Source organism: Kosmotoga arenicorallina S304, from assembly GCF_001636545.1.
Lineage (GTDB): Bacteria > Thermotogota > Thermotogae > Petrotogales > Kosmotogaceae > Kosmotoga_B > Kosmotoga_B arenicorallina.
In genome coordinates this window covers 228848-251020 of the sequence record NZ_JFHK01000004.1, presented here as the reverse complement: position 1 = coordinate 251020, position 22173 = coordinate 228848, and the positions used below count along the sequence as shown (strand labels likewise).

18 protein-coding genes and 1 tRNA gene are annotated in these 22173 nt (G+C 39.8%); 7 read left to right on the top strand and 12 right to left on the bottom strand.

Annotated elements, in window-relative coordinates; genetic code table 11:
* Positions 1-6: 6 nt before the first annotated feature.
* The 7 genes from rpmI to AT15_RS03615 form a co-directional block, all read right to left on the bottom strand.
* On the bottom strand, positions 7-207 hold the full coding sequence (rpmI, locus tag AT15_RS03645) for a 50S ribosomal protein L35 (protein ID WP_068346460.1): 201 nt from the start codon (positions 205-207) through the stop codon (positions 7-9).
* Positions 194-718: a translation initiation factor IF-3 gene (infC, locus tag AT15_RS03640; RefSeq protein WP_068346458.1), complete on the bottom strand. Its 525-nt coding sequence runs from the start codon at positions 716-718 to the stop codon at positions 194-196. Before infC ends, rpmI begins: the two co-directional genes overlap by 14 nt.
* Before the next feature lie 148 nt (positions 719-866).
* Positions 867-942, bottom strand: a tRNA-Lys gene (locus tag AT15_RS03635).
* A gap of 52 nt (positions 943-994) precedes the next feature.
* Positions 995-1801 (bottom strand): carbon-nitrogen hydrolase family protein, encoded by an 807-nt coding sequence (locus AT15_RS03630; protein WP_068346457.1) that lies wholly within the window; start codon positions 1799-1801, stop codon positions 995-997.
* 2 nt (positions 1802-1803) lie between these two features.
* Entirely contained in the window at positions 1804-2955 is a 1152-nt protein-coding gene (locus tag AT15_RS03625) for a TIGR04013 family B12-binding domain/radical SAM domain-containing protein (RefSeq protein ID WP_068346455.1), read from the bottom strand.
* Entirely contained in the window at positions 2952-3449 is a 498-nt protein-coding gene (locus tag AT15_RS03620) for a hypothetical protein (protein ID WP_068346453.1), read from the bottom strand. The genes AT15_RS03625 and AT15_RS03620 overlap by 4 nt, the downstream gene beginning before the upstream one ends.
* Before the next feature lie 10 nt (positions 3450-3459).
* Positions 3460-4185, bottom strand: coding sequence for a tetratricopeptide repeat protein (locus AT15_RS03615; protein ID WP_068346451.1), 726 nt, complete (start codon positions 4183-4185; stop codon positions 3460-3462).
* Positions 4186-4448: 263 nt separating this feature from the next.
* Between AT15_RS03615 and thiI the strand changes: the two genes are divergently transcribed.
* The 4 genes from thiI to AT15_RS03595 are packed head-to-tail and all read left to right on the top strand — an operon-like array spanning position 4449 to position 7791.
* Positions 4449-5651 carry a tRNA uracil 4-sulfurtransferase ThiI gene (gene thiI, locus AT15_RS03610; protein WP_068346448.1) on the top strand — a complete coding sequence of 401 codons (1203 nt, stop codon included), beginning with the start codon at positions 4449-4451 and terminating at the stop codon, positions 5649-5651.
* Positions 5626-6393: a lysophospholipid acyltransferase family protein gene (locus tag AT15_RS03605; protein ID WP_084251437.1), complete on the top strand. Its 768-nt coding sequence runs from the start codon at positions 5626-5628 to the stop codon at positions 6391-6393. Before thiI ends, AT15_RS03605 begins: the two co-directional genes overlap by 26 nt.
* 10 nt (positions 6394-6403) lie before the next feature.
* Entirely contained in the window at positions 6404-6943 is a 540-nt protein-coding gene (locus AT15_RS03600) for a bifunctional nuclease family protein (RefSeq protein ID WP_068346446.1), read from the top strand.
* Positions 6943-7791 carry a polyprenyl synthetase family protein gene (locus AT15_RS03595; RefSeq protein ID WP_068346444.1) on the top strand — a complete coding sequence of 283 codons (849 nt, stop codon included), beginning with the start codon at positions 6943-6945 and terminating at the stop codon, positions 7789-7791. Before AT15_RS03600 ends, AT15_RS03595 begins: the two co-directional genes overlap by 1 nt.
* Here AT15_RS03595 and AT15_RS03590 read toward each other — a convergent pair.
* The gene (locus tag AT15_RS03590) at positions 7788-8657 is read right to left on the bottom strand and encodes a serine/threonine-protein kinase (RefSeq protein ID WP_068346442.1); all 870 of its coding nucleotides are present in this window, start codon (positions 8655-8657) and stop codon (positions 7788-7790) included. The two genes, AT15_RS03595 and AT15_RS03590, sit on opposite strands and share 4 nt — an antisense overlap.
* A gap of 33 nt (positions 8658-8690) precedes the next feature.
* Here AT15_RS03590 and AT15_RS03585 point away from each other — a divergent pair, with 33 nt between their 5' ends.
* The gene (locus AT15_RS03585; RefSeq protein ID WP_068346439.1) at positions 8691-9539 is read left to right on the top strand and encodes a PHP domain-containing protein; all 849 of its coding nucleotides are present in this window, start codon (positions 8691-8693) and stop codon (positions 9537-9539) included.
* On the opposite strand, the gene thiS is transcribed toward AT15_RS03585, so the two are convergent.
* The 3 genes from thiS to AT15_RS03570 all read right to left on the bottom strand — a co-directional run bounded on the left by thiS (position 9508) and on the right by AT15_RS03570 (position 17111).
* The gene (gene thiS, locus AT15_RS03580) at positions 9508-9696 is read right to left on the bottom strand and encodes a sulfur carrier protein ThiS (RefSeq protein WP_068346437.1); all 189 of its coding nucleotides are present in this window, start codon (positions 9694-9696) and stop codon (positions 9508-9510) included. The genes AT15_RS03585 and thiS overlap by 32 nt on opposite strands.
* A gap of 23 nt (positions 9697-9719) precedes the next feature.
* Positions 9720-10616 carry a bifunctional enoyl-CoA hydratase/phosphate acetyltransferase gene (locus tag AT15_RS03575; protein WP_068346435.1) on the bottom strand — a complete coding sequence of 299 codons (897 nt, stop codon included), beginning with the start codon at positions 10614-10616 and terminating at the stop codon, positions 9720-9722.
* 87 nt (positions 10617-10703) lie between these two features.
* Positions 10704-17111, bottom strand: a complete 6408-nt coding sequence (locus tag AT15_RS03570) for a hypothetical protein (protein ID WP_068346433.1) — start codon at positions 17109-17111, stop codon at positions 10704-10706.
* Between the two features lie 119 nt (positions 17112-17230).
* Between AT15_RS03570 and AT15_RS03565 the strand changes: the two genes are divergently transcribed.
* The gene (locus AT15_RS03565; protein ID WP_068346430.1) at positions 17231-18004 is read left to right on the top strand and encodes an inositol monophosphatase family protein; all 774 of its coding nucleotides are present in this window, start codon (positions 17231-17233) and stop codon (positions 18002-18004) included.
* A gap of 147 nt (positions 18005-18151) precedes the next feature.
* Positions 18152-18970, top strand: coding sequence for an HNH endonuclease (locus AT15_RS03560; protein WP_068346428.1), 819 nt, complete (start codon positions 18152-18154; stop codon positions 18968-18970).
* Positions 18971-19424: 454 nt separating this feature from the next.
* Here AT15_RS03560 and AT15_RS03555 read toward each other — a convergent pair whose 3' ends face one another.
* Positions 19425-22052 (bottom strand): Ig-like domain-containing protein, encoded by a 2628-nt coding sequence (locus AT15_RS03555; protein ID WP_068346426.1) that lies wholly within the window; start codon positions 22050-22052, stop codon positions 19425-19427.
* Between the last annotated feature and the right edge of the window lie 121 nt (positions 22053-22173).

The following is a 22173-nucleotide window of genomic DNA, read 5'->3' as shown; positions in this document are numbered from 1 at the left end:
TCTTTGTTATATTCCAAGACTCTTCTTGATTTTTTTGGACATTCCCTTGGAAAGCTCTTCCCATTTTCTTGCGTCTCTGCGGTTGCTTTCGCTTTTTTTACCAGTATTATGGTTCCTGCCTGAATGCTGTCTCATCACTTTTCCGCTTCCTGTTATCTTGAAGCGCTTTGCAGTAGCTTTGTGTGTCTTCATTTTAGCCTTTCCCATTTGATTTACCTCCCTGGGTTGATTTTGGTCTGAGTATCATCCACATGTCGCGGCCTTCCATTTTGGGAGCTCTGTCTACTTCAGAGATATCTTCAAGCTCGAGCTTTACTCTTTCCAGAAGTTGGGCGCCCTGATCGCTGAAAGCCATTTCTCGCCCTCTAAACATAATAACCACACGAACCTTGCTTCCTTTGGATAGAAACTCTCTTATCCTGTTTACTTTGGTCATAAAATCATGAGTATCAATTCGCAGCCGGAATTTCATCTGCTTGAGTTGAGTCTGCTTTGACCGTTTCTTGGCTTCTCTCTCCCTCTTTTCCTTTTCATACTTATACTTCCCAAAATCCATAATCCTTGCAACAGGGGGATTCGAATCAGGCGCAACCAGCACCAAGTCCAGGTTTTTCTCCATGGCTATCTTGATTGCCTCATCAGTGGGAAGAATTCCGAGCTGCTCACCGTCTTCATCAACAACACGAACCTTCGATGCCCTGATGTCATCGTTCTTGATAATTCTCTTTTCGTCTCTTGCTATAAAGCATCACCTCTCAAAGAAAAAAGGCGGAAATAGCCCGCCTGTCAATACTCTTTAAGATATTGACCCCTCGGCTTCAGGCGGGGGTGGGAGCTAAGCTCCGCTTACTTTTTCTAAAATATGCTGGTGGGCCGTGCAGGAATCGAACCCGCAGCCTACTGATTAAGAATCAGCCGCTCTGCCTGTTGAGCTAACGGCCCACTCGCTATTTATTTTAGCTCAATAAACCCAAACTGTCAACATATTCGACTTTTATTCATATAAATCTTCCCTGAAGTTTGAGAAATATCCATGAGACCTGCCTTGTTCTGAATACCTGTAAGTCTTTACTTCAGAAAGATTTAAAGTCGACCAGATTATCCCCTCGGCATATCCTGCATCCGCTAACAAAGAGCCATCAGGCGAAATTATACAGCTCTTTCCCAGAAAGTCCATCTCTTTTCCTTTTCCGATTTGGTTAGAAGTTATAAGAAAAGAACCGTTTTCTATTGCCCTTGCCTTGGTGGCTATCTCATAAATCCCTTCCCGTTCTTTGCCAAAAGCAAAGGGAGCAAGGAAAACCTGTGCCCCTTTTTTAGCAAGGGTTCTCGCTATTTCAGGAAATCCTACTTCGTAACACATGAATATGCCAAAATCCACTCCCATATAATTGAAAGTCAGAAATGAATTGCCCGGCTTGAAAACTTCCTTCTCACTCCTGAAAAGATGTGTTTTATCGTAAAATATCGGGTCTGTATAAGGTAACAGGACAACGGTGCTGTTGTAAAAGGTATTACCAATTTTTCTGGGAATCCCTCCCACAATCGTCACATCGTTAAAATCCGCGATAGCGGAAAGGCTTTCAATTGTTTCATCATAGATTTCCATTGCATTATCGAGTATTTCCTTTGATGTTCCATAACCAGTATTGAACATCTCAGGAAGCAAAACAAGATCTACCTCTTTTTCCAGGAGCAATTCAATATATGTAATGCTACGCTCGAGGTTTTCTCCAGGGTTGTCTATGGATAATGAAAGCTGAACTGCTCCAATTTTTATTTCGCTCTTTTTCTTAGGCATGTTCATTCCTCCAAACTGCTGATTTCAGCAGAAATATCCACCTGTTTTTGCCATTGTCCTTTGATTATACCTTTCGATGAAAATCTGCCCAACAATTTTAAAGTGCCCGGCGAGATATGTGCTGTTAGGTTTTCAAAAGGCGTGCCGGGCAAAGGCATAAAAGTATGAGCATGTATTACCGCACCGAACTTCTCATGCATGAATAATGATAGCTCCAATGATTTTTGAACATCTTCTTCGGTTTCAAAGGGAAAACCAAAGATCATATCCACATATGGCACAAATCCCTTTTTGGAAATCAATTCAATAGCATACAAAGCCTTTTCTATGCTGTGCCCCCTTCTGAGAAGGCTTAGCACCCTTTCGCTACCGCTTTGAAGGCCAATTACAATGGTTTTGTTGTTGCAATATGCCTTTACAAGATCAAGCACTTCTTCAGTTACAGATTCCGGTCTAACATCAGAAGGAAAAGAACCGAAATAAACTTCTCTCATTCCCGCTTCTCTGATGCCTTTTAACAGCTTTTCAATAGCATCCGGATTTGGAGAAATGCCGTTATTCGAGCCATAACCAAAAGCATTTGGGGAAATGAAGCGTGCTACTTTCCTCCCATGTGCTACGCTTTTCCTTGCAAACTCAAGAATTTTTTCCAGACTCCTATGCCTGACTTTATTCCCGAAGAGCCTCGGAGTTTGGCAATAGGCACACCTGAAGGGACAACCTCTCGTTATCTCAATAGGTGAAAAGGCTTTATATTTCAATGAAAATGGCGGAAAATTGTCCAGGATAATGGGACTGGAAGGTCTCCAGAGCCCTGGCCGAGGTTCCTTTATAAAACTTCGCAAGGTTTCTTCCGCTTCTCCAGTAAATACAGCGTAAAAACCGTACTTTAACAACTTCAAAGGGCGCGCCGAAGCGTGTGAACCGCCTGCAATTACTCTATACTCTTTTCTGATTAGTTCTTTTGCCAGATTAATCTGATCTGGAGCTTCCGAACTCATAAAAGACAAAGCTATGTAAAAGTTATCAGGAAGCTCGAAAAGTTTTTCGGGTTTGTCAATTATAGCCAGCTTCGTTTCAAGGTCCTCTAATGCCCCCAATAAAGCAGCTATACTATATCGGTTGCCTTTGGTTCTAAAAAAAGCCAGGTTCAATTTTCAGATTGCCGCCTTTCTTCAAAGGAAGATTTTATTATTCTGTTCACATCTCTCCAGGCAACAAGGCCCATCAAGAATGCTGACAAAAACACCCCGGAGTTACCCATCTTATCAAAGGCAAGTATAGAGAGCCCCCAGGCCACAAAGAAAGCAAACAGTACTGAAGCAAAAAGGGCTACTTTTTTTCTTGTTTTCGATTTAACGGGCAACGAAAAGGCGCTTCCCTCAATACCCAAAGAAAGATATCCAAAGGCTATAAGCATAAGAGAAATGCTCATTACTGAAATATCCTGTCCTCTAAAGTAACCAAGAATAGGTAAAGCATAGATCAAAAAAATCGTGAGTGATTGAAGTTGTGGTATCCAGCGATTATTGCCTATAATCGTGCCAATCAACAGCATGGCAACCACAATTAAGGATAGGATTATACCAAATCCAAGTCTTGGAAACACTATGATAGGAATGAAAGAAAAAATGAGCCTGTAAAGCATGAATACCTCCTTATTCCAGCTTTCCTTTCTCCTTCAGCCATGCTTCTGCTTTTTCCTTTGCTTCTTTACTGATGACAACGTAATCCTCGTCTTCGGGCATCTCTAAAACTTTTTGACAGTATTCAGTTGCCAGATCTTCCTTTCCCCACATATCATATAGTATTGCAAGGTCGTAATATGTATCGAGGTATGAAGGATCTAAATTTATCGATTTCATGAAAAGCTCCTCTGATTTTTTGAAATCTTTGAAAGGCCAGGGGGTGTCACGATATCTTAGAGCCTTTGCATAGAAAGGGAAGTGATTATCCGGAAGCAATTCCATAGCTTTGTCAATGTACTTGTCAAAGTCACCAAGCATAAAGAGTGATTTAATTATTCCCACATATTGGGCAAGTTGTCCTATAGCAGCTCCGGCAACATAATAGGCATAACCGTAGTTTGGGTCAAGCTTAATGGCATTTTCAGCGGTTTCACGGGATTTCTTATAATACTGTTCTTTATCAATTTCGGTTGCCCAATTTGCATATTCTCTGTAACAGTCAGCGAGCAAGGTGAGCAGTTTTACATCCTCCTGTGTTTCTGGAGCATTTTCCAGAGTGCTCATCAACCTAACAAGATCGGGCTTTTTCTGAAGTGATCTTATTTCAGCAAATTGCGGGTAAAGGGTTTCGTAATCAATCGCGAAGATGCTTACAAATATTACTGTAAAGAGAAACACCACAATAATTTTTTTCATTCTAACCCCTCCTTTACAAGTTAAGTCACAGATATTATATCATTGGATGAGTGGGGCAAAACTCCCACGAAAATAGTGTTCGAAAACCGAGAATCCGAGAGGACGAGAAAAAAACTTGAAATTCTTGATTCTTTAATTATCAGTTCTCATTACTACTTCTCGGAATTTCGATTACTATTTCTCGTCTTCTCGGTCACTTAGTCTCGGATCTCGGATTCTCAGCTCTCGATTCTATATAAGTGTCACACAAAGGAGGAATTTCTATGAAATTAGCTATTATCAGGTATGGCGAAATAGGCTTAAAGGGAAGAAACAGAAAATATTTTGAACTAGCTCTTGAACGGAATATACGTAATCAGCTTCCAGGAGTTAGAACGCGAACAACAGGAAGCAGGGTTTATATAGAAACGGGCAACTATGTGCTTGAAGATGTAAAAAGAGTTCTCGACAAAACCTTTGGTGTGCAAAATTATAGCATTGGAACATTGGTAGGTTTTGAGCTTGATGATATTCTATCAACCTGTCTTGAACTTGCAGAAACTGAGGTGAATAAAGGTAAAAGAAGCTTCAAGGTTGAAACAAAGCGAGCCTATAAAAAATTTCCTTTACGAAGCATGCAATTGAGCGCTTTTCTTGGTGAAAAGGTTTTAGAACGCTTTCCTGAACTTCATGTGGACGTCCATAATCCGGAATTCACAATTGGCGTTGAGATAAGAAATCGCGGCACATTGCTATTCAGCAACAAATTTCAAGGATCCGGGGGAATGCCGGTTGGTGTCAGCGGAAAGGGATTGCTTCTATTATCCGGGGGGATAGATAGCCCCGTTGCGGGTTGGTATATGCTGAAAAGAGGAATAGACCTTCACGCAATTCACTTTGCGAGCCCTCCTTATACAGGCGAGAAAGCACTTGAAAAGGTCATTGACCTTGCTCGATTATTGTCAATGTATAATGGAGGCAGAGAGCTTTTGCTTTATAATGTAGCTTTTACGAAGACCCAACTTTCAATACATCGTTCTGTACAGGAACGATACAGTTTAATAATTCAGAGAAGGGCTATGATGAAAATTGCTACTGAAATCGCTGAAAGAGAGGGCTATAAAGCGATAGTTACCGGTGAGAATGTCGGTCAAGTAGCAAGCCAGACACTTGAGAACATGATAGCGATATCAAGCGCTACCGATAAACTGGTTTTAAGGCCTTTGGTAGGATTTGATAAAATAGATACCGTTGAAATGGCGAAAAAGATAGGAAGCTTTGAAATCTCCACAAGACCTTATGAAGATTGTTGTACAGTTTTTGTACCAAAAGAGCCTGCGACCAAGGCAAGAGTGGTGGATATTTTGCGAGCAGAAAAAGATATTGATTTTTCTCAATTGATTTCTGAAGCCATTGACGAAACAAAGCTTTACAGAATAAAGCTCGGGCAGGTGATAAAGGTTGAGAGCCTTGAAATGGATAACTGAAATTCCCTACATATTGTTAACATTATGGCTTTTTATAGCTTTTGTTTGCTATGTGATTATTTACGGTTCCTTCGTTTTGTTAGCTGGCTGGATTATCGAAAAGATAGCAAGCAAAGAAAAAGGGAGGAAATTTGTTGAAAGAGAAGTTGCGAGGTTTGGGAGGAATGCTTTCAGGGTAATTGGTGCACGGGTTAAAGCATATGGCAGAGATAAAGTTCCGCAAAAAGGGCCAATGGTTATTATTTCAAATCACCAGAGCACTTTTGATATTCCCCTTATAGCTGGTTATGTTAGTGGCGGAATATCCTTTATTGCCAAGGCTGAAATTGCAAAAATCCCTGCAGTAGCGCAGTTTGTAAAGAGGTTAGACGGGGTCTTTATCGAACGTGGAAACAAATTGCAAACTGCCGGGGTAATTCGTAATATTATTAGAGTTCTAAAAAATGGTGGGACGATAATGTTATTTCCCGAGGGAACTCGAAGTACTGATGGAAAATTGAAGAGTTTCAAAAAGGGTAGCCTTGCTATACCATATAGAATGAAAGTACCTATCATACCTGTCGCATTGGACGGCACAAAGGATATAATGGTAAAAGGGAAACTTTTGGTGAAACCGGCAAAGGTGAAATTGAAAGTTATGGACCCGGTAGATCCCGATGAATTTGAATCTGAAGAGGACCTCGAAAAGTATCTTCATACGTTGATTGCAAAAGCTCTTACGGAACTCCGGGAAACGGTTTAGGGGTGATATCATGCTTAAAGTGAAATTGAGGGGACTTGCCCTTGATCAAGCGAATTCTCCAGTTGTGATACTGGAAGTGGACAATTTGAACAGAGGCCTCGGGATATGGATAGGCCCTTTTGAAGCTGAATCACTGGCTCTGGCGGTAAGTGGCAAAGAATATCCTCGACCGCTTACATATGATCTTTTCATCAATACAATAAAAGCTGCAAAAGCTGTTTTTCAAAAAGCGGTAATCCATTCCGTTAAAGACAACATATACTACGCCACCCTTTATATATCAGATGCGAGCGGTGAAGAAAAAGAAATAGATGCAAGGCCATCAGATTGCCTTGTTCTGGCTGTTAAATACGGTTTTCCGGTGTTTGTTGAAGAAGAGGTGTTTGAAAGCAGCGCCATCGATCTTAGTAAAATCCCCACGGACTATTCTGAAACGGGACCGGAAGAGAAAGAACAGTCAGAAGAAGAGTTTAAAAGGTTTCTAAACAGTATAAACATTGAAGATATAAAAAAATATCTGGAAAAAAAGAAAGGAACAGAAGACGAATAATGCCCCCACTTTTACTGGAGGAATTTAGAATTACCTTCGATGAATATCTTGAAAGAAGACTAAGGTCCATTACCTTAAAGCAAGCACTGGGTGATCTGGTTGGTTATACACCACGCAGCGGTGGGAAAAGGTTGCGACCCTACATTATTTACTTGTTTTCGAACATTCTTGAAATTCCAGAAGAGGTATATTTGGAATTAGGGCTTGCAGTGGAGTTGTTCCACAGCGGGAGCCTCATTCAAGATGATTTGCCATCGCTTGATAACGATAATTTTAGAAGAGGGAAGCCCTCATTGCACAGATTGTGCGGAGATGGCCCTGCAATGCTGGTTGCGGATTATTTGATGCTATATCCCGGGAAGATAATCCTGACCCTTCCTCTATCTGCCGAAATTAAATTGAACCTGTTAAGGCTCTGGCATGACACGAGCTTGAAAGTGATTGAAGGCGAATTCTTAGATATCAATACCAGAGTAAAGAGCGTTGAAGAAGTTGAGAGGATTCACTATTTAAAAACTGCAGCATTCTTTGGCTTTTGTTTTTCATCGCCCTTTATTTGCGCCGGAAAGCAGACGGAAGCTGTTGAAATGGAGAAAGCGGGAATAGATTTTGGCATGGCATTCCAGATATTTGATGACATAAAGGACAAATATGGAAAATCCGAAATACTTGGCAAAACACCTGGTAAAGATGAAATACAGAATCGACCCAATATTTTAAGATACATGGAAATGGAAAGGGCGAAGAAAACAGCAGAAAAATTTTATTCAAAAGCGCTTGAGAGAATAAAACAGGATGAAATCAAGCAGATTCTGGACAGATTGCGCAAATTAGTACAGGAACGCTAAATAAATGAGTCTAATGCTTTCAAGAAGTTATCAACAGTTGGGTAGCGCTGGAAAGGCTCCAACGCCATTGCTTTTTTTATTATCCTTCTTAACTTAAACTTCACTGGCGGGATCGACAATCGTGTTCCTTTTCTTCTTTCCAGTGCTGGAATTGGATCTTCCCCGCTAACCATGAAAAAGAGGATGCATCCCAGAGAATAGATATCCGATTGTGGAGTAATAATGGTGCTATTTGTAAAGCGCTCAGGAGCTGAATAGCCCCATGAGATAACCTTTCCGTGTTTTGTAGCGTAAATGGTATTTTTAAGGCTTGCTGCTCCAAAATCCATGATTTTTATCCCTTTGTTGTTCATCATTACATTTGAAGGTTTCAAATCCCCGTGCAAAATGCCCCTATCATGAATCGCTTTCAGCCCGAGGGCAATTTCTTTAATCAGATGAATAGCCTGTTTTGAATCCAGAGGCCCGTGCTTTTTAATAAAATCCCTTAATGTCTTTCCGTCGATGAATTCCATAACATAATAAGCAGTTCCGTTTTCAGTGAAATAATCAAGGACCTCTACGATTCTTTCATTTTTTACCGAGGTCATCATCTTTGCTTCATCAATGAATTCTGATATACGGCTAAAGCTCTTTTCGGCATCTTCTGAGAATACGACGCAATTCCCCTCCCGGACTGAGTTTTTTGGGAAGAGTTCCTTTATAGCAACTTCGCGATTGTCGTTTGCTTTATCGAGCGCAAGATAAGTTATACCGAAACCTCCAAAGCCGAGGCTTGTAACAATTTCATATTGTTTCTTCAATATGGTTCCGGTTTTTAATGGTAGCCTGATTGAAATCCCTCCGTTATAAATGGTATCATCCATTATAGATTTTACCAGATAGAAGGTGTAATTGGCATGTTAATCGATTTGCATGTACATTCCACATATTCTGATGGCACTAAAAGCGTTGATGAAATTCTTAATATCATGAAAGGGAAAAACATAAGGCTCTTTTCGATCACAGACCATGACAACCTGAAAGCACAGAAGGAAGCCATAAATCTTGCCATGAAGAATGGGCTTAACTATATCCCGGGTGTTGAAATCAGCTGTAAGTTTTCAGGTGGAACAATGGATATACTCGGTTACAATATTGATTGCGATATGGAAGATTTGAATGAATTTCTCAATAAGCTTGTTGAACACAGAAATAAACGCAATGTGCTCATCATTAGAAAGCTTAACGAGCTTGGGTTGGATATAAACATGGAAGAAGTCATTAACGAATCTGGCGGCACAGTGATAGGGCGGCCTCATATATCAAGAGCTCTTTTGAGAAAAGGTTACGTTAAGAGCATTCAAGATGCCTTTGAAATGTATATAGGAAAAGGAAAAATAGCCTATGTGAGTAAAAACAAGCATGAACCAGAAGAAGTGATATTTCATATCAAAAAGGCTGGAGGCATTGCAGTTCTTGCCCATCCCCTTTCTTTGAACCTTGAGTATGGATCGCTTGAAAGAAAGGTGGGAGAACTCGTTGATGCGGGCCTTCAAGGCATCGAGGTCTTTTATAAAGCATACAGCGATGAAGAGCAGGAGAAATTGCTGGCAATCGCAAAAAAATTTCACCTGCTGGTAACAGGTGGAAGCGATTATCACGGTGACAATAAGCCGGATATCGAACCCGGTACGGAAATCCAGGAAGAATTCTTAAAGGATTTTCTCGAAGAGCTCAGCCTCCAGAGACTGCTCTCACAATCCTGACATTGGCATCTTCAGAAATTTTTGAATCCGGTGTTTTTATTGCACCGTTTACAAGAACTATATGCGATTCGGGATTCAGATTCAAACTCTCCAGCAATCTTTTTACGCTGATTGGTTTGTTAAAACTGAACTCTTTATCATCAAGAAAAACTTTCAAAATGACCACCTCAAATCAATTTTTTAATTAGTACTTCCAAGTACTGAAAGGGCAATTGAAGCGAGTTTTGAATTCTCGGTGTCGGCTCTGGATACAATGACTATGGGGGCACTCGCACCTAAAATCAAGCCAGCGATAGTTCCACCAGCGAGATACACAGCAGATTTTCCAAGGAAATTTCCTGAGTGAATATCAGGGACAATAAGAAGATCAGCTTTCCCGGCAACTTCACCTGAAACTTTTTTTACCTTTGCGGCGTATTCATTCAAAGCGTTATCTATACCCAAAGGACCATCAAGATAACATGAAGGCAGTTGCTTTCTCTCTGCCATTTTAGCTAATACCGCTGCATCAATTGTTTCAGGCATATCAGGGTTCACTACCTCCACTGCTGTAATGAGGGCAACCCGGGGTTTTTCATAACCAAGTTGATGCATGAAGTTCACCGCATTTTCTATTATTGCAGCTTTTTGCTGAAGATCAGGTTTTATAACCATCCCGCCATCGGATACAAAAACCAGTTTATCCATTGTAGGGATATCCATTGCCGCAATATGACTCAGCAATTTCCCGTTTCTTAACCCCCACTCTTTATTAAGCACAGCTTTTAAAAGAACAGCCGTTTTTACTAAACCTTTCATCAAAATATCTGCTTCGCCACTGGAAATAAGCTTGACTCCTTTTTCGGAGGCTTCAGCAGGGTTTCCAGCATCTATAACGGGGAATTCGGTTCCCAGTTGTTTCTGAATTTCCATGGTTTTTTCCCTGTCTCCAACAAGAATCGCATCGGCAATTCCTTCGGATTTAGCCTTTTTTAGGGCTTTTATGCCTTCAATATCTTCCGAGCCGACAAGTACGACCCTTTTTACTTTTCCCAGATCGCGAATCCTGTCGATGAGTTCTTTGAAATTCTTGAACAAAATAGCACCTCCTTAAAATAATCGCCGATTTTCTCATAAAAACCACACCAGTTCTCCTGGTGTGGTTTTACCATAGAAATTTCATTTTTATTGCACTGGGAAGATAAAAATGTTCTTTCCGAGTGATAACTCTTTTGTATCGGTAACAACAATTTTGTAAGAATTACCCTTTTCATCTTTCGCAAGAATCAAAGGCCAGGTATCTGTCGAGAAAAACCTTCCAACCGCGTTTTTTATGTGATTTACTTCTTCGGGTTTTAAAAGATCTGAATATTTTGGTGCTGATAATTCCACAATGGAATATTTCGAGAGCTTTTCACGATCTATTTGCTTACCGCCATTGAAGATTAACAGCTCTCCCTTTAGAGTACCGGCGAAGATAAGCATTTCTTTGAAAACTTTCTGGGCTACCATACTTGTGAAATAAGGTTCAAATCCCTTATCTGCAGAAGGATTTGTTATGAAATACCAGTAGGGGCCCTCTGTTACTCCGCCGTGGTTATCGCGAACTGTGATTTTCCAGCGATAAATGGAATATGGCCTTAAGAAGCTTATTTTGAATTTGTTTGCAGTAGTGTCGAAAATTTCCAGCACATCATCGCCTGTTAAGCATTCCAGGAAGATATCATGAGACAGAACATCACCATCGGGATCGTCAGAACTCCAGAAGAAATTTCTGAAATCCGTATCTATAACTGCGAAGTTACCTGGCGAGGCTGGTTCGGGAATATAGGGAGCGCGGTTTGAAGTCTGAAAGCTTCTTGTATCGGTTGCCGCACCACCATGCCAATCCTCGACGAATATCGATGCGATGTAATTTTTATTGCCGATAAGGCCTTCGATATAAACGGTTGAAGATGCCTTGGTGTCCAGCATAATTGGCTCAACTGCATCGGTGCCATCGGTGTTAAGAATTCTCAATTTTCCTAAAAGTGTATCACCATCAAGATCAAAGGCAGACCAGTTAATGACTGCAAAATCCGGATCTATGGGTTCTTCTGGAATTATCAAGCGTATCAGAGGAATGTGGTTGTTGACCCTGAAATAGTAACGTTGACTGGTTACCGGTTGATCGGTGTGTCCGTCGCTTGCTTCAATATACCAGCAGTATTCAGTATTCCCTTTTAATCGGGGGATTTGCACTGAAGTGCTTTCGCCTGTATTAATTGTATAGACGGTTTCCCCGGCTTTCAGCAGGTGGAAAACATAAGACAATTCATCGTGGTCTTCATCAAAAGCTTTCCAATGAAACTCTATTGTGTCTGGAAGACCCTGTGCACCATTTTCAGGGAAGAATGGGACGACCTTTGGTGGGTTATTTGCCGTTTCAAAAGACACAGGGTCAGAGATCGCTATACCTCCGTGATTATCATAAGCGGTTACGTTCCATTGATATTTTTTGTGCCCGGGCAACCCTTCAGCAACGCGGTGGCTGGTAACGCCCTTTTTGATTTCTATCGTTCTACTATAACTACCATCTTCGCTCCAAATCGAAAGCACATAACTCAGCAAGTCTTCATCATCATCATATGCAGACCATGAGAACACTGTTTGTGTTGGTTCGCGCGTTTCTTTTGGAGAAACTATCGAAAGGATTTCAGGAGGCGTGTTTTCCGTTTCGAAGAATACGGTTTTAGTTGCTACACCACCGTGTTCATCTAAAGCCTCAAGAATAAGCTTATATTTCGCATGACCTTTTAGTGCTTTGTCAAAGTGGTAGTAGTTCTTCCTTTGATTATTGATCTCTGCTAACTTGATTTCATTCTTTCCGTCTATCAGAATAAGGGTTATTTTATAACTCAACTGTTCACCGTCCGGATCCGTAGCTTTCCAGCTGAGCCTTATTCCCTTTTTGTTTACAACAAGGGAATCAACCGCATTTTTTCCATTGATGCGCAATTCATCGATCTTGGGAGAGCGATTTGGTGTAATGAAAGAAATAGTCTTGGAATATGACTTTCTCAATTCCGGAGGAGTCTCTTTTTCAATAGCAGTGAATTCTGCTATATATCCATGGTTTCCGGTGAAATCTCCTGAAATTGCCTCAAATATGCTTTCTGTTATTGTTGTGGTGGCAAATACTGTTTCTAATGTACTGGCATCTTTAATAGATACTAGAAGATCTACTTTGTCTCCATCTACATCGGTTGCATGAACTTTGAAAATGGGATATACCTTTTCAGGTTTGAATTCTGGCTTATCTACAATTATCATTGGAGGGTTATTAAGCGTTGTAAATTCCCTGACATCGCTCTGAAATGTTCCGCCAAAATCGTCGTTGGCTTTTATATCCCAGAGGTAAGTTGTATGAGGTTTTAATTTGACTTTGGCTGAGAATTCATCCGTAGCTAAAAGGGTGGTTTCTCCTGTTTCCTTTTCTGTTATCTCTAAAGTGAAATGGATTTTATCGCCTTCATAATCAAATGAGTCCCATTTAAATAACGCAGGTTTGTAGGCAACACCTTCAGCAGATGCAATTGGTTCAAGGAGAGTTATCAAAGGAGCGACATTTGGTGTTTCAAAATTAATGGGGATTTCAAGAGACTTACTTGAAACTTCCAGTTCCAGGGGTTGGTCATGAACTTCAAGAAACAGGCGATATTTAGTGTGTCCATCAAGCCCTTTGAATACAATTAGCTCCGTTAAAGTGCTCGGACCGCTTAATTTTTCATAAGCGGTTTTGATTTCGCCTCCCTGTGTAGATATTTTGAAAAGAGTGACTCTTAAATTCAGATAATCCATGTCAGGATCTATAAAAGTGGTTGAAGCGTATAGAGTGTATTTTCCATCTTCTTTTTCGAACCATAATTCTACGGGTGTTGAAGGATTTGAAGGTTCAGGGCTTCGATTCGGAATCACAAAAGTGGTTGATGCTTCCGTTACTCCCTTGTTTTCATCTGTGGCTTTTAGAATCGCACTATAACTGCCATATCCAGGTAATGAGATTATTTTGCTTCCAGTTGATGACAGATTACCATCGGAGTAAACTATCTTGCCTGCTTTATTTTTTATTGTCAAGGCTGTGCTAACCCTTTCATTGTCAAGATCCATTGCTGACCATGATATACTGGCATCAAGAGTTTCATGACCGATTGGTGAAACACGGAACGATGTTATTTCTGGTGTTCTATTTGGGGCATAGAAACTTATCCAATCACTTTCACTTTTACCGCCATAGGGATCACGGGCAATAACTTTTACCAAATACCTTTTGTTGCCTATGAGAACTCTGTCCATTGCCCAGCTATTTGATGTAGTGGACGTGGAGACAATAGTTTCACCTGTTTCGGCATCTCTCACGATTATCTCATACCACATTTCATCGCCGTCGTAATCTTCCGAATGCCACTGCATTTCTTTATCCAGTTCGTGGATTGAGTCATTCTCAGGCACAAGAATTTTGGGCTTTTGGGGATTTCTGTTATTTACTGACAGTATAGTAACAGCAGTATCTTTTCCGCCATAAGCATCGAAAATTGTTACTTCCAGATTGTATTCAGTATGTCCCTTCAAAAGCAAGGTACCGTTTTTAATATATATTTTTTCAGTATTCCAGAGGTGAGACCTTATTTCGTCTGATTTTTCTTGCAGAAGCTCATAAAGATTTATAGTTTCGCTGGCCTTATGGTCTATGGGTTTATCGCCGATGGGAATATTATCAATTTTTATGTGTACTGTAAGTTCATCAGAGTCAGGATCTGATGCGAGGACAGTAAAAAGCACCTGATCAGGGTCCTGAACATCATCGGGTTTAGATATCGAGACACGAGGAACCCGGTTGTTTGTTCTGAAGCGTTTTTCTATGGTGAATTCTCCACTACCAAATTCTGGATCTATTCCATCATTCAAGATAAGCCTTAGTGTATAGTTTTTGTTTCCATAGATCTTTGGGATCTTTGAAAGCTCTATTTTGTTGACAACAGGTGAGGCTTTGAAAAGTACTCCATTTTCATCAAGAAGCTCGTAGGAAACATTTACTTTATCGCCATCAGGATCTCCAATTTTCCAGGAGATAACATCTTCATCAATATTGACTACAGCATTTTCTACAAAAGGATTATCGTTCAAGAACAACTGGGCGAAGGGTTTGCTATTTGGAGTACGGAATGTCAAAGGACTGCTATGTGGGCCTTCACTACCGTCTTTAAGGATCGATGTCACCTGCCAGGTGTAAAGCGTATGGGGTTTGAGTTCAACGGTAAGAGAATTTTTGTCGCTTTCATAAAGCTTCGTTTCTGTTCTTACATCTACTCTTCCTTCACTGACAATTTCTTTTTGGATTTCCCACGATAGGAGTATCCTGTATTTTTCAATGGGAAAACTCGGCTCCTTCAACTGCCAGGAAAGCCTAACGGCTGTCGAATCTGTCGTGATACCGTCAGGTTCAGCTTCCCATTGGTATTGCATCGATAAACTCACGGGATTCGAAAAAACTTTTTCATAGCCATCTGAAACAAAACCACGCACAAAAAAGCTTTCTGCTTCTGCAACCTGAACATCAAAGGTCAACGTGCCCTGCCCACTTATGTTCCTTTTATCACCAATAACAGGTTTTTCAAAAGAACCATCCAAAGATTTTTCATAACCTACCGTGAGCCTATCGCCATCATCATCATAGACAGACAATTCTATGGGGAAAATGGTTCTTGTAGCGAGTATAGTTCCTTTCATTGGAAAGATTTTGATTGAAGGCTTTGCGTTTGTCACTTCCAAAGACCAGAGAATCCTCTGGTTTTCGCTGTCAATATTGCTGATTTTTTCTCCATTCTTATAAACAATATCCACTGTCCAGTAATAATTCTTGTGAGGTTCGAGATTAAAGGGGAATTCGTTGACTTCTGTTTTTTCCTCTACCAATTTTTCTTTACCATCGGGATCCTTGAAAATCAAGAAGACATAGTGATCAACGTTTTGAGAATTCTTGGTTTCCCATGTGAACTTAAATTCACCCCTTTTGGCCTTTTCAGGCGTTGTGGAGGAAACGGGATATTCCGGGAGAACTTCGACTTTCGTCACAGCGGTTTTTCGTAAATTTTGGGGGATAGTAAAACCGTCAATTTTCACAGGGGTTATTTCAAGGGTGTATCTTTTGAATTCCTCAAGATCCAGCGATATATTTTCAGTACTCGTGAAGTACTCAAACTCCGTTTCCCTTATTACAACCCTATATTCAAAAGCACGTCCCTCAATCGGTGGAGTCCAACTTATCATAACGTTCTTGCCAGCTTCTTTGAAAACTTTTATTTCGGCAGAAACTTCAGGAGCTGGAAGCTCCCCTAAAAGCGTTGAAAAGCTTATCTCGTAAGGTAAAGCTCTTTCCTGGGTTCTGAGAGTGATTATATACTTGGAAAAAGGAGCGGTTTGTAGTGTTAATGTATTTGACTTTGTGGAAATTGACTGCGCACCTTCACCTGCTTTGCCATAGCTAATATAAAACAGCGGCTGTACCCTGTATGGAAGCGTATAGTGCCAGTTTATCGTCACTTTTGAAGAAGGAGGGATTGTAATAACAGAGCCAGCAACTGGCACAGTGATAAAAGGAGGAAGTTTTTCGGGAATGACTTCTGGAAGTTCCCTTCCAAGCAGCTTGTTCATTTTTGCGAGAGCTCCCACTTCAAAAGACGTCTTGAACATCTCAAGCATTCCAGAAGGTTCTTCAACGAGCTGGTCATTACTCTGGACTTTTTTCCGGGAAATAAATTCTCTGTAAAGTTCTATAAGCGATTTTTCAAGATCATTTTTAGAAAGGGACGGGAACCTATTGTATATATTGTTAATTTCGCTGTTTGCGCTATAAAGCCATCTGGCGCTATTGAACGCAAGAATGCTGTCAGAAGGGTATTTTTTGTACCGATTATAATATTCGATTGAAAGCTCACTCATTTTTGTGAGTTCACTTTTCAGCACATTCGCTGTGTCGTAAAGAGCGAGCTCATAATAGGGTGTTTTATTTTCCAGAGCCTTTTCTAAAAAACGGTCTATATCATATTCCTGTTTTCCCAATCGGTTCAGAAACTCAAGAGCCTCAGAAGCCAGTCTCTTTCTGTCCTTCAAGGTAAAGAATCGAAGTTTACTGCTGAGTGAATCTGCTATGGTATTTATGTTCTTGTAGTAGCTAATTACATCATCTTCTAAAAATCGAGTTTCTGTAAGTGCGGCAAAAATAGTTAAAAGCATTTCTTGATCTTTAATGATGTTTCCATTTTTGTCCACAAGCAATGGATAATAGATGTTGTTATAGTCCAATATGTGTAGCCTGTACAAGTCAGAGTTGCCGGGAAATGCATTTGTCTCTTCCGTGTTCAGACTTATTGCGTAATTTTTAATACTAGAAAAGGGCGATGTTTGCAGAATTTCCTTCAAATTGCTTTCTGTTGCTTTCCAACTTCCATCCTCAAACCGTAATAACATTGGAGCGTTAAACAAAGGTTCCCAGGCAAAACACAGGTTCAGAAGTAAAATAACAACAAAAATAAGAAGAAGCCCTTGCTTCATATCTTTCCCCCCTTTTTATTGCGCAGCTGCTTTCTAAAAAATTTTATCACAGTTCGGCTTTCAAACAAAATCTGGAACAGTATATAAAAGGTGGTATCATCATAAAAGGAGGTGAATCCATGCCAAGAAAAAGATTCGATTTTGCAATGCAGTTGGTAAAGAATATTGGAAGTGAATTGAAACGCCTTGAAAAAGCAGAAAGGATTATTAGCTATAAAACCAATGAGCTCGATCTGGTGACACAATTCGATCTGGAAATTCAGGAGGAGTTTGTCAGGGCTATTATTGAGAAGTACCCTTCAGATACCATTCTGGCTGAGGAAAAAGGACTTTCAAAGGTAAAGCCATCAAGTGCGACATGGATAATCGACCCGATAGACGGCACTGCTAATTTTGCTCATGGATTGCCATTGTACTGTATTTCGCTAGCATATTATGAAAATTCAAACCCTGTTTTCGGGCTAATTTATTCACCAAAAACTGATGAGCTATTCAGCGCTTTTCACAACGATGGCGCTTTTTTGAATGATTCAAAGATAATGGTTTCCAGAAGAAACAATCTTAAAGAAAGCATTATTACAATTGGGACTTCAACATTGAGCTCAATGGAATTGCTAAATTTGCTGCATGAAAATGTTAGAAGGCCAAGAGTACTGGGAACAGCCGCTTTGCAAAGTGCCTTTGTGGCGGCTGGATATTCCGAAGCCTTTATTGGATACAGGCTTAATATCTGGGACATTGCCGCTGCTTACATAATAGTCAAAGAGGCCGGGGGAAAAGTAACCGATTGGTCCGGTAAAGAAATAACGCCTTGGGAAACCGAAAAGATGCTTTTTTCAAATGGGCTGATGCATAAAGAGCTCTGTTCGCTCATAAACACCATCGATTTCTGAATAATGCGACAATCTCCACGCTATGATTGATGGCGGTCAGGTAATCTGTTTAAGATAAGCACAAGTGGGTTAAAATAAATGATTTAGCAAATTACGCGCTTTTGCCAGCTGATATTTCATTAGCTAAAAAGGTGGTGGAAGGATAATATGAGTTTTTGTAAATTTAAAATTGGACAGCCAGTGACAAATTCGGAAATTATGTCTGAGTTTAAATGTGGGAACATGGGTGGAATGCGCCGGTCTAAAGCAACTAATTCATTAGTAATCATATCGGATCATACAAAAGGCCTGTACGAAGATAAGTGGTTTGGTGATATCCTGCATTATACAGGTATGGGTAAAAACGGAGATCAAGATATATTTTTTAGCCAAAATAAGACTCTAGCTCAGTCCGATACAAATGGTGTAGAAGTTCATTTGTTTGAAGTGTTAGTACCGACTGAATACATATATCGTGGCGTTGTATCTTTAGCTGACAAACCTTATCAAGAAATACAAAAAGGTGCAGATGGGGTACCGAGAAAAGTATGGATGTTTCCTTTGAAATTGAAAACAGGTTCTCAGGCTATCCCTGAAGATTCATTCAATAAGTACATTAAGGAAAGGGAAAAGACAGCTGAAAAATTATCACTAATTGAGTTGAAAAAGCGAGCAGAGCAAAATGAAAGAGTTAAAGCAAGCAGTCGTAAGGTTATAAGCAATGTTTTTGTAAGAGATGCATTTGTAGCTGAGTATGCCAAACGTAGAGCTAACGGCAAATGCCAACTATGTGGACAAAGAGCACCCTTCTCTAATAAGGAAGGTAAACCTTATTTAGAGTGCCATCATATAGATTGGATTTCAGAAGGAGGAAGCGATACAATTGAAAATACTGTAGCTCTATGCCCTAATTGTCATAGGAAAATGCATGTTCTAAATTTAGATTCTGATAAAGAAAAATTAAGAATTAAGGCTAAAGAAAGGTGATCTAATTGAAGTATGACAATATAGGGCTTATCTCCAAATCTTTATTGGCATCCCCTAATAATACAGGATTAAGTACTTCCAGCCTTTATTAATCTATGTCATAGCTAATAGGGTGTCACGAAAAAAATAGGCTTCCCAAAGAAATGGTGCTACAAGAGCTTGCAAAAAGCGATATTGTAAAGATTATTAAGCACTTAAAATATTGGAATCTATCCCTGTTTTTGAGATACATATCACCATGTTTTGCTGGAATAATCATGCTATTCTTTAAGAACAAACGAAGCAGAAAATGCCTTTATTTCTGCCCGGTTTTCATTTCTTCTACGATAATCAGAAATCTTAAAAGGGCCACAGGGCAGCGAAATGAATTTCAAAAGCTGGTTATTAAACAAAGCCACCTCATACTCGTTGAGGTGGCTTTAACTTAAATGTTTTCATCTGAAAATTTCTTGCCTTATTTAAACTTCACTACCCAGTAATCAGCATCTCCATGATTTCCACTTACTTCTCCATCATTAGAATCTGTATATCCAGCAACAACATAGCCTCCATCGCTTGTTTGATAAATACTATATGCATAATCATTATTAGAACCACCGAAGCATTTTTGCCACTGGATGGCTCCTGTGCTGTCTAACTTCACTACCCAGTAATCCAAACCTCCATGATTTCCACTTACATCTCCATCATTAGAATCTGTATATCCAGCAACAACATAGCCTCCATCGTTTGTTTGAATTATGCTGTATACAAAATCATAACTGGAACCACCAAGGCATTTTTGCCACTGGATGGCTCCCGTGTTGTTTAACTTCACCACCCAGTAATCATAATATCCATGATTTCCGCTTACATCTCCATCATTCGATGCTGTCCATCCAGCAACAACATAGCCTCCATCGTTTGTTTGTATTATACTTATTGCATAATCATAACTGGAGCCACCAAGGCATTTTTGCCACTGGATGGCTCCCGTGTTGTTTAACTTCACCACCCAGTAATCATAATATCCATGATTCCCGCTTACATCTCCATCATTAGAATATGTAATTCCAGCAACAACATAGCCTCCATCTCTTGTTTGTATTATACTCCATGCATAATCATCACCAGAGCCACCAAGGCATCTTTGCCACTGGATGTCCCCTGTGCCGTCTAACTTCACTACCCAGTAATCACGTTCTCCATGATTCCCGGTTACATCTCCATCATTCGATTCTGTAAATCCAGCAACAACATAGCCTCCATCGCTTGTTTGAATTATACTTTCTGCCCAATCATTATAAGAACCACCAAGGCACTTTTGCCACTGGATGTTCCCAGTGCTGTCTAACTTCACTACCCAGTAATCACTATATCCATGATTCCCGCTTACATCTCCATCACTAGAATATGTAATTCCAGCAACAACATAGCCTCCATCGTTTGTTTGATAAACACTTTTTGCCCAATCATTATAAGAACCACCAAGGCATTTTTGCCACTGGATGGCTCCCGTGTTGTTTAACTTCACCACCCAGTAATCATAATATCCATGATTTCCGCTTACATCTCCATCATTCGATGCTGTCCATCCAGCAACAACATAGCCTCCATCGTTTGTTTGTATTATACTTATTGCATAATCATAACTGGAGCCACCAAGGCATCTTTGCCACTGGGTGGCTCCTGTGCCGTCTAACTTCACTACCCAGTAATCAAAACCTCCATGATTTCCGCTTACATCTCCATCATTCGATTTTGTATATCCAGCAACAACATAGCCTCCATCTCTTGTTTGTATTATACTAAATGCAACATCTTCATCAGAGCCACCGAGAGCTTTTGCAAATTGAATGGCAACAACATTATTCACCGTAACGATAAAGCTATCTATCGCTACACCGCCATTACCGTCACTTACTTCTATCTCCACATTATATGTCCCCAAGGTATCGTAATCAGGACTGAAGGTGTATATCGCATCTGTTATTTCTCCTACACCAGTGAGGGTAAAGCTCAATGTGTCTCCATCTGGATCACTTGCGTAGTCTAATAGATTGAGCGTTAATGTTTCACCTTCATTCACACTCTGGTCCGATATAGATAGTGTTGGTGCTCTATTTACTTCACTTTCATACAATCTGTTAAATTCACTTATTAATTTCCTGTATTCTTCATATGAATCTGGATATTTCTCGTTGTTTCCGCCTATATAATTTAAGTATTTTTCTCCAGCTTTTGTTGACAAAACTTCACTAAATGCATAAACGCATAAGCCTTTGTATAAACGCATCTCTGATATCTCACTCATTAATATATTTGCTACTATTTCTAAATTTTCCACGGATGTATGATGATATGCAGTTTCAGGATAATATGGGAAAACCAATACTAATTTATTTTTGTCAATGTAAAGTCCTAGTTTTTTCAACCCATCTTCTATGAATTTTGCATAAGCTTCTGAAGATAATGCTTTACTGTTATAAAACTGCACTGTAATAGTATCTGCTGCGTTTAGTTCTTTCAAGATTTTTTTTGGCCAACTACTCACTACTGAAACTGAAACTTTAAATCCATTTTTCTTCAAATATTTTAATGCTTCTATCATTGCCTTTTGTGCATATTCGTTTTCCTCAAAATTCAGGTGAATATATACCTTGTTTTTTAATCCATTGTCCTTAAGTGATTGAATATAATCATTCATAGCATTCTCTATTTTTTCTTCAATATTGTGCTTTATTGCCTCGGCTGTTGTTTTGCTATAATCGGAAAGATTTAGCCATAAATGAATAGTAAATCCATTATCGATAATTTTTTGGATCTTACTAATTGATTCTTCATCATTTCTCACACTAAGGCTTAGGGTTTCTCCATCTTCACTCTCAAGAGCTCCTACATTCAGATATAACGTATTAAATTTCTCTTCTTTTAAAATCTTAATTGCTTCATCGGTTTGATACTTCCATAGATTTGGTGCAATATATGCTGACTTTTCGCTAGAATCAAGAAGCGTTTCTATCGCAGGTGTCGCTGGTTCTTCAGCCGTAATACAAGATATGAGCATTAACACCCCTATTGCTATCAGCACTGCTCGCTTCATTTTTTCTCCCCCCTATTATCCATTTAACGGTAATCTCTTCCTATATCATCATTCATTACTGGCTATTATCATCTTCCGATAAAAATGAAGCTTCACACTGTAAGAAGGTTTCGCGAAGACT

Excerpts from the sequence above, each read along its gene's own strand:
- rpmI (WP_068346460.1), bottom strand. The coding sequence starts at position 207 with ATGGGAAAGGCTAAAATGAAGACACACAAAGCTACTGCAAAGCGCTTC.
- AT15_RS03630 (WP_068346457.1), bottom strand. The coding sequence starts at position 1,801 with ATGCCTAAGAAAAAGAGCGAAATAAAAATTGGAGCAGTTCAGCTTTCA.
- AT15_RS03620 (WP_068346453.1), bottom strand. The coding sequence starts at position 3,449 with ATGCTTTACAGGCTCATTTTTTCTTTCATTCCTATCATAGTGTTTCCA.
- AT15_RS03615 (WP_068346451.1), bottom strand. The coding sequence starts at position 4,185 with ATGAAAAAAATTATTGTGGTGTTTCTCTTTACAGTAATATTTGTAAGC.
- thiI (WP_068346448.1), top strand. The coding sequence starts at position 4,449 with ATGAAATTAGCTATTATCAGGTATGGCGAAATAGGCTTAAAGGGAAGA.
- AT15_RS03600 (WP_068346446.1), top strand. The coding sequence starts at position 6,404 with ATGCTTAAAGTGAAATTGAGGGGACTTGCCCTTGATCAAGCGAATTCT.
- AT15_RS03595 (WP_068346444.1), top strand. The coding sequence starts at position 6,943 with ATGCCCCCACTTTTACTGGAGGAATTTAGAATTACCTTCGATGAATAT.
- AT15_RS03590 (WP_068346442.1), bottom strand. The coding sequence starts at position 8,657 with ATGGATGATACCATTTATAACGGAGGGATTTCAATCAGGCTACCATTA.
- AT15_RS03585 (WP_068346439.1), top strand. The coding sequence starts at position 8,691 with ATGTTAATCGATTTGCATGTACATTCCACATATTCTGATGGCACTAAA.
- AT15_RS03570 (WP_068346433.1), bottom strand. The coding sequence starts at position 17,111 with ATGAAGCAAGGGCTTCTTCTTATTTTTGTTGTTATTTTACTTCTGAAC.
- AT15_RS03565 (WP_068346430.1), top strand. The coding sequence starts at position 17,231 with ATGCCAAGAAAAAGATTCGATTTTGCAATGCAGTTGGTAAAGAATATT.
- AT15_RS03560 (WP_068346428.1), top strand. The coding sequence starts at position 18,152 with ATGAGTTTTTGTAAATTTAAAATTGGACAGCCAGTGACAAATTCGGAA.
- AT15_RS03555 (WP_068346426.1), bottom strand. The coding sequence starts at position 22,052 with ATGAAGCGAGCAGTGCTGATAGCAATAGGGGTGTTAATGCTCATATCT.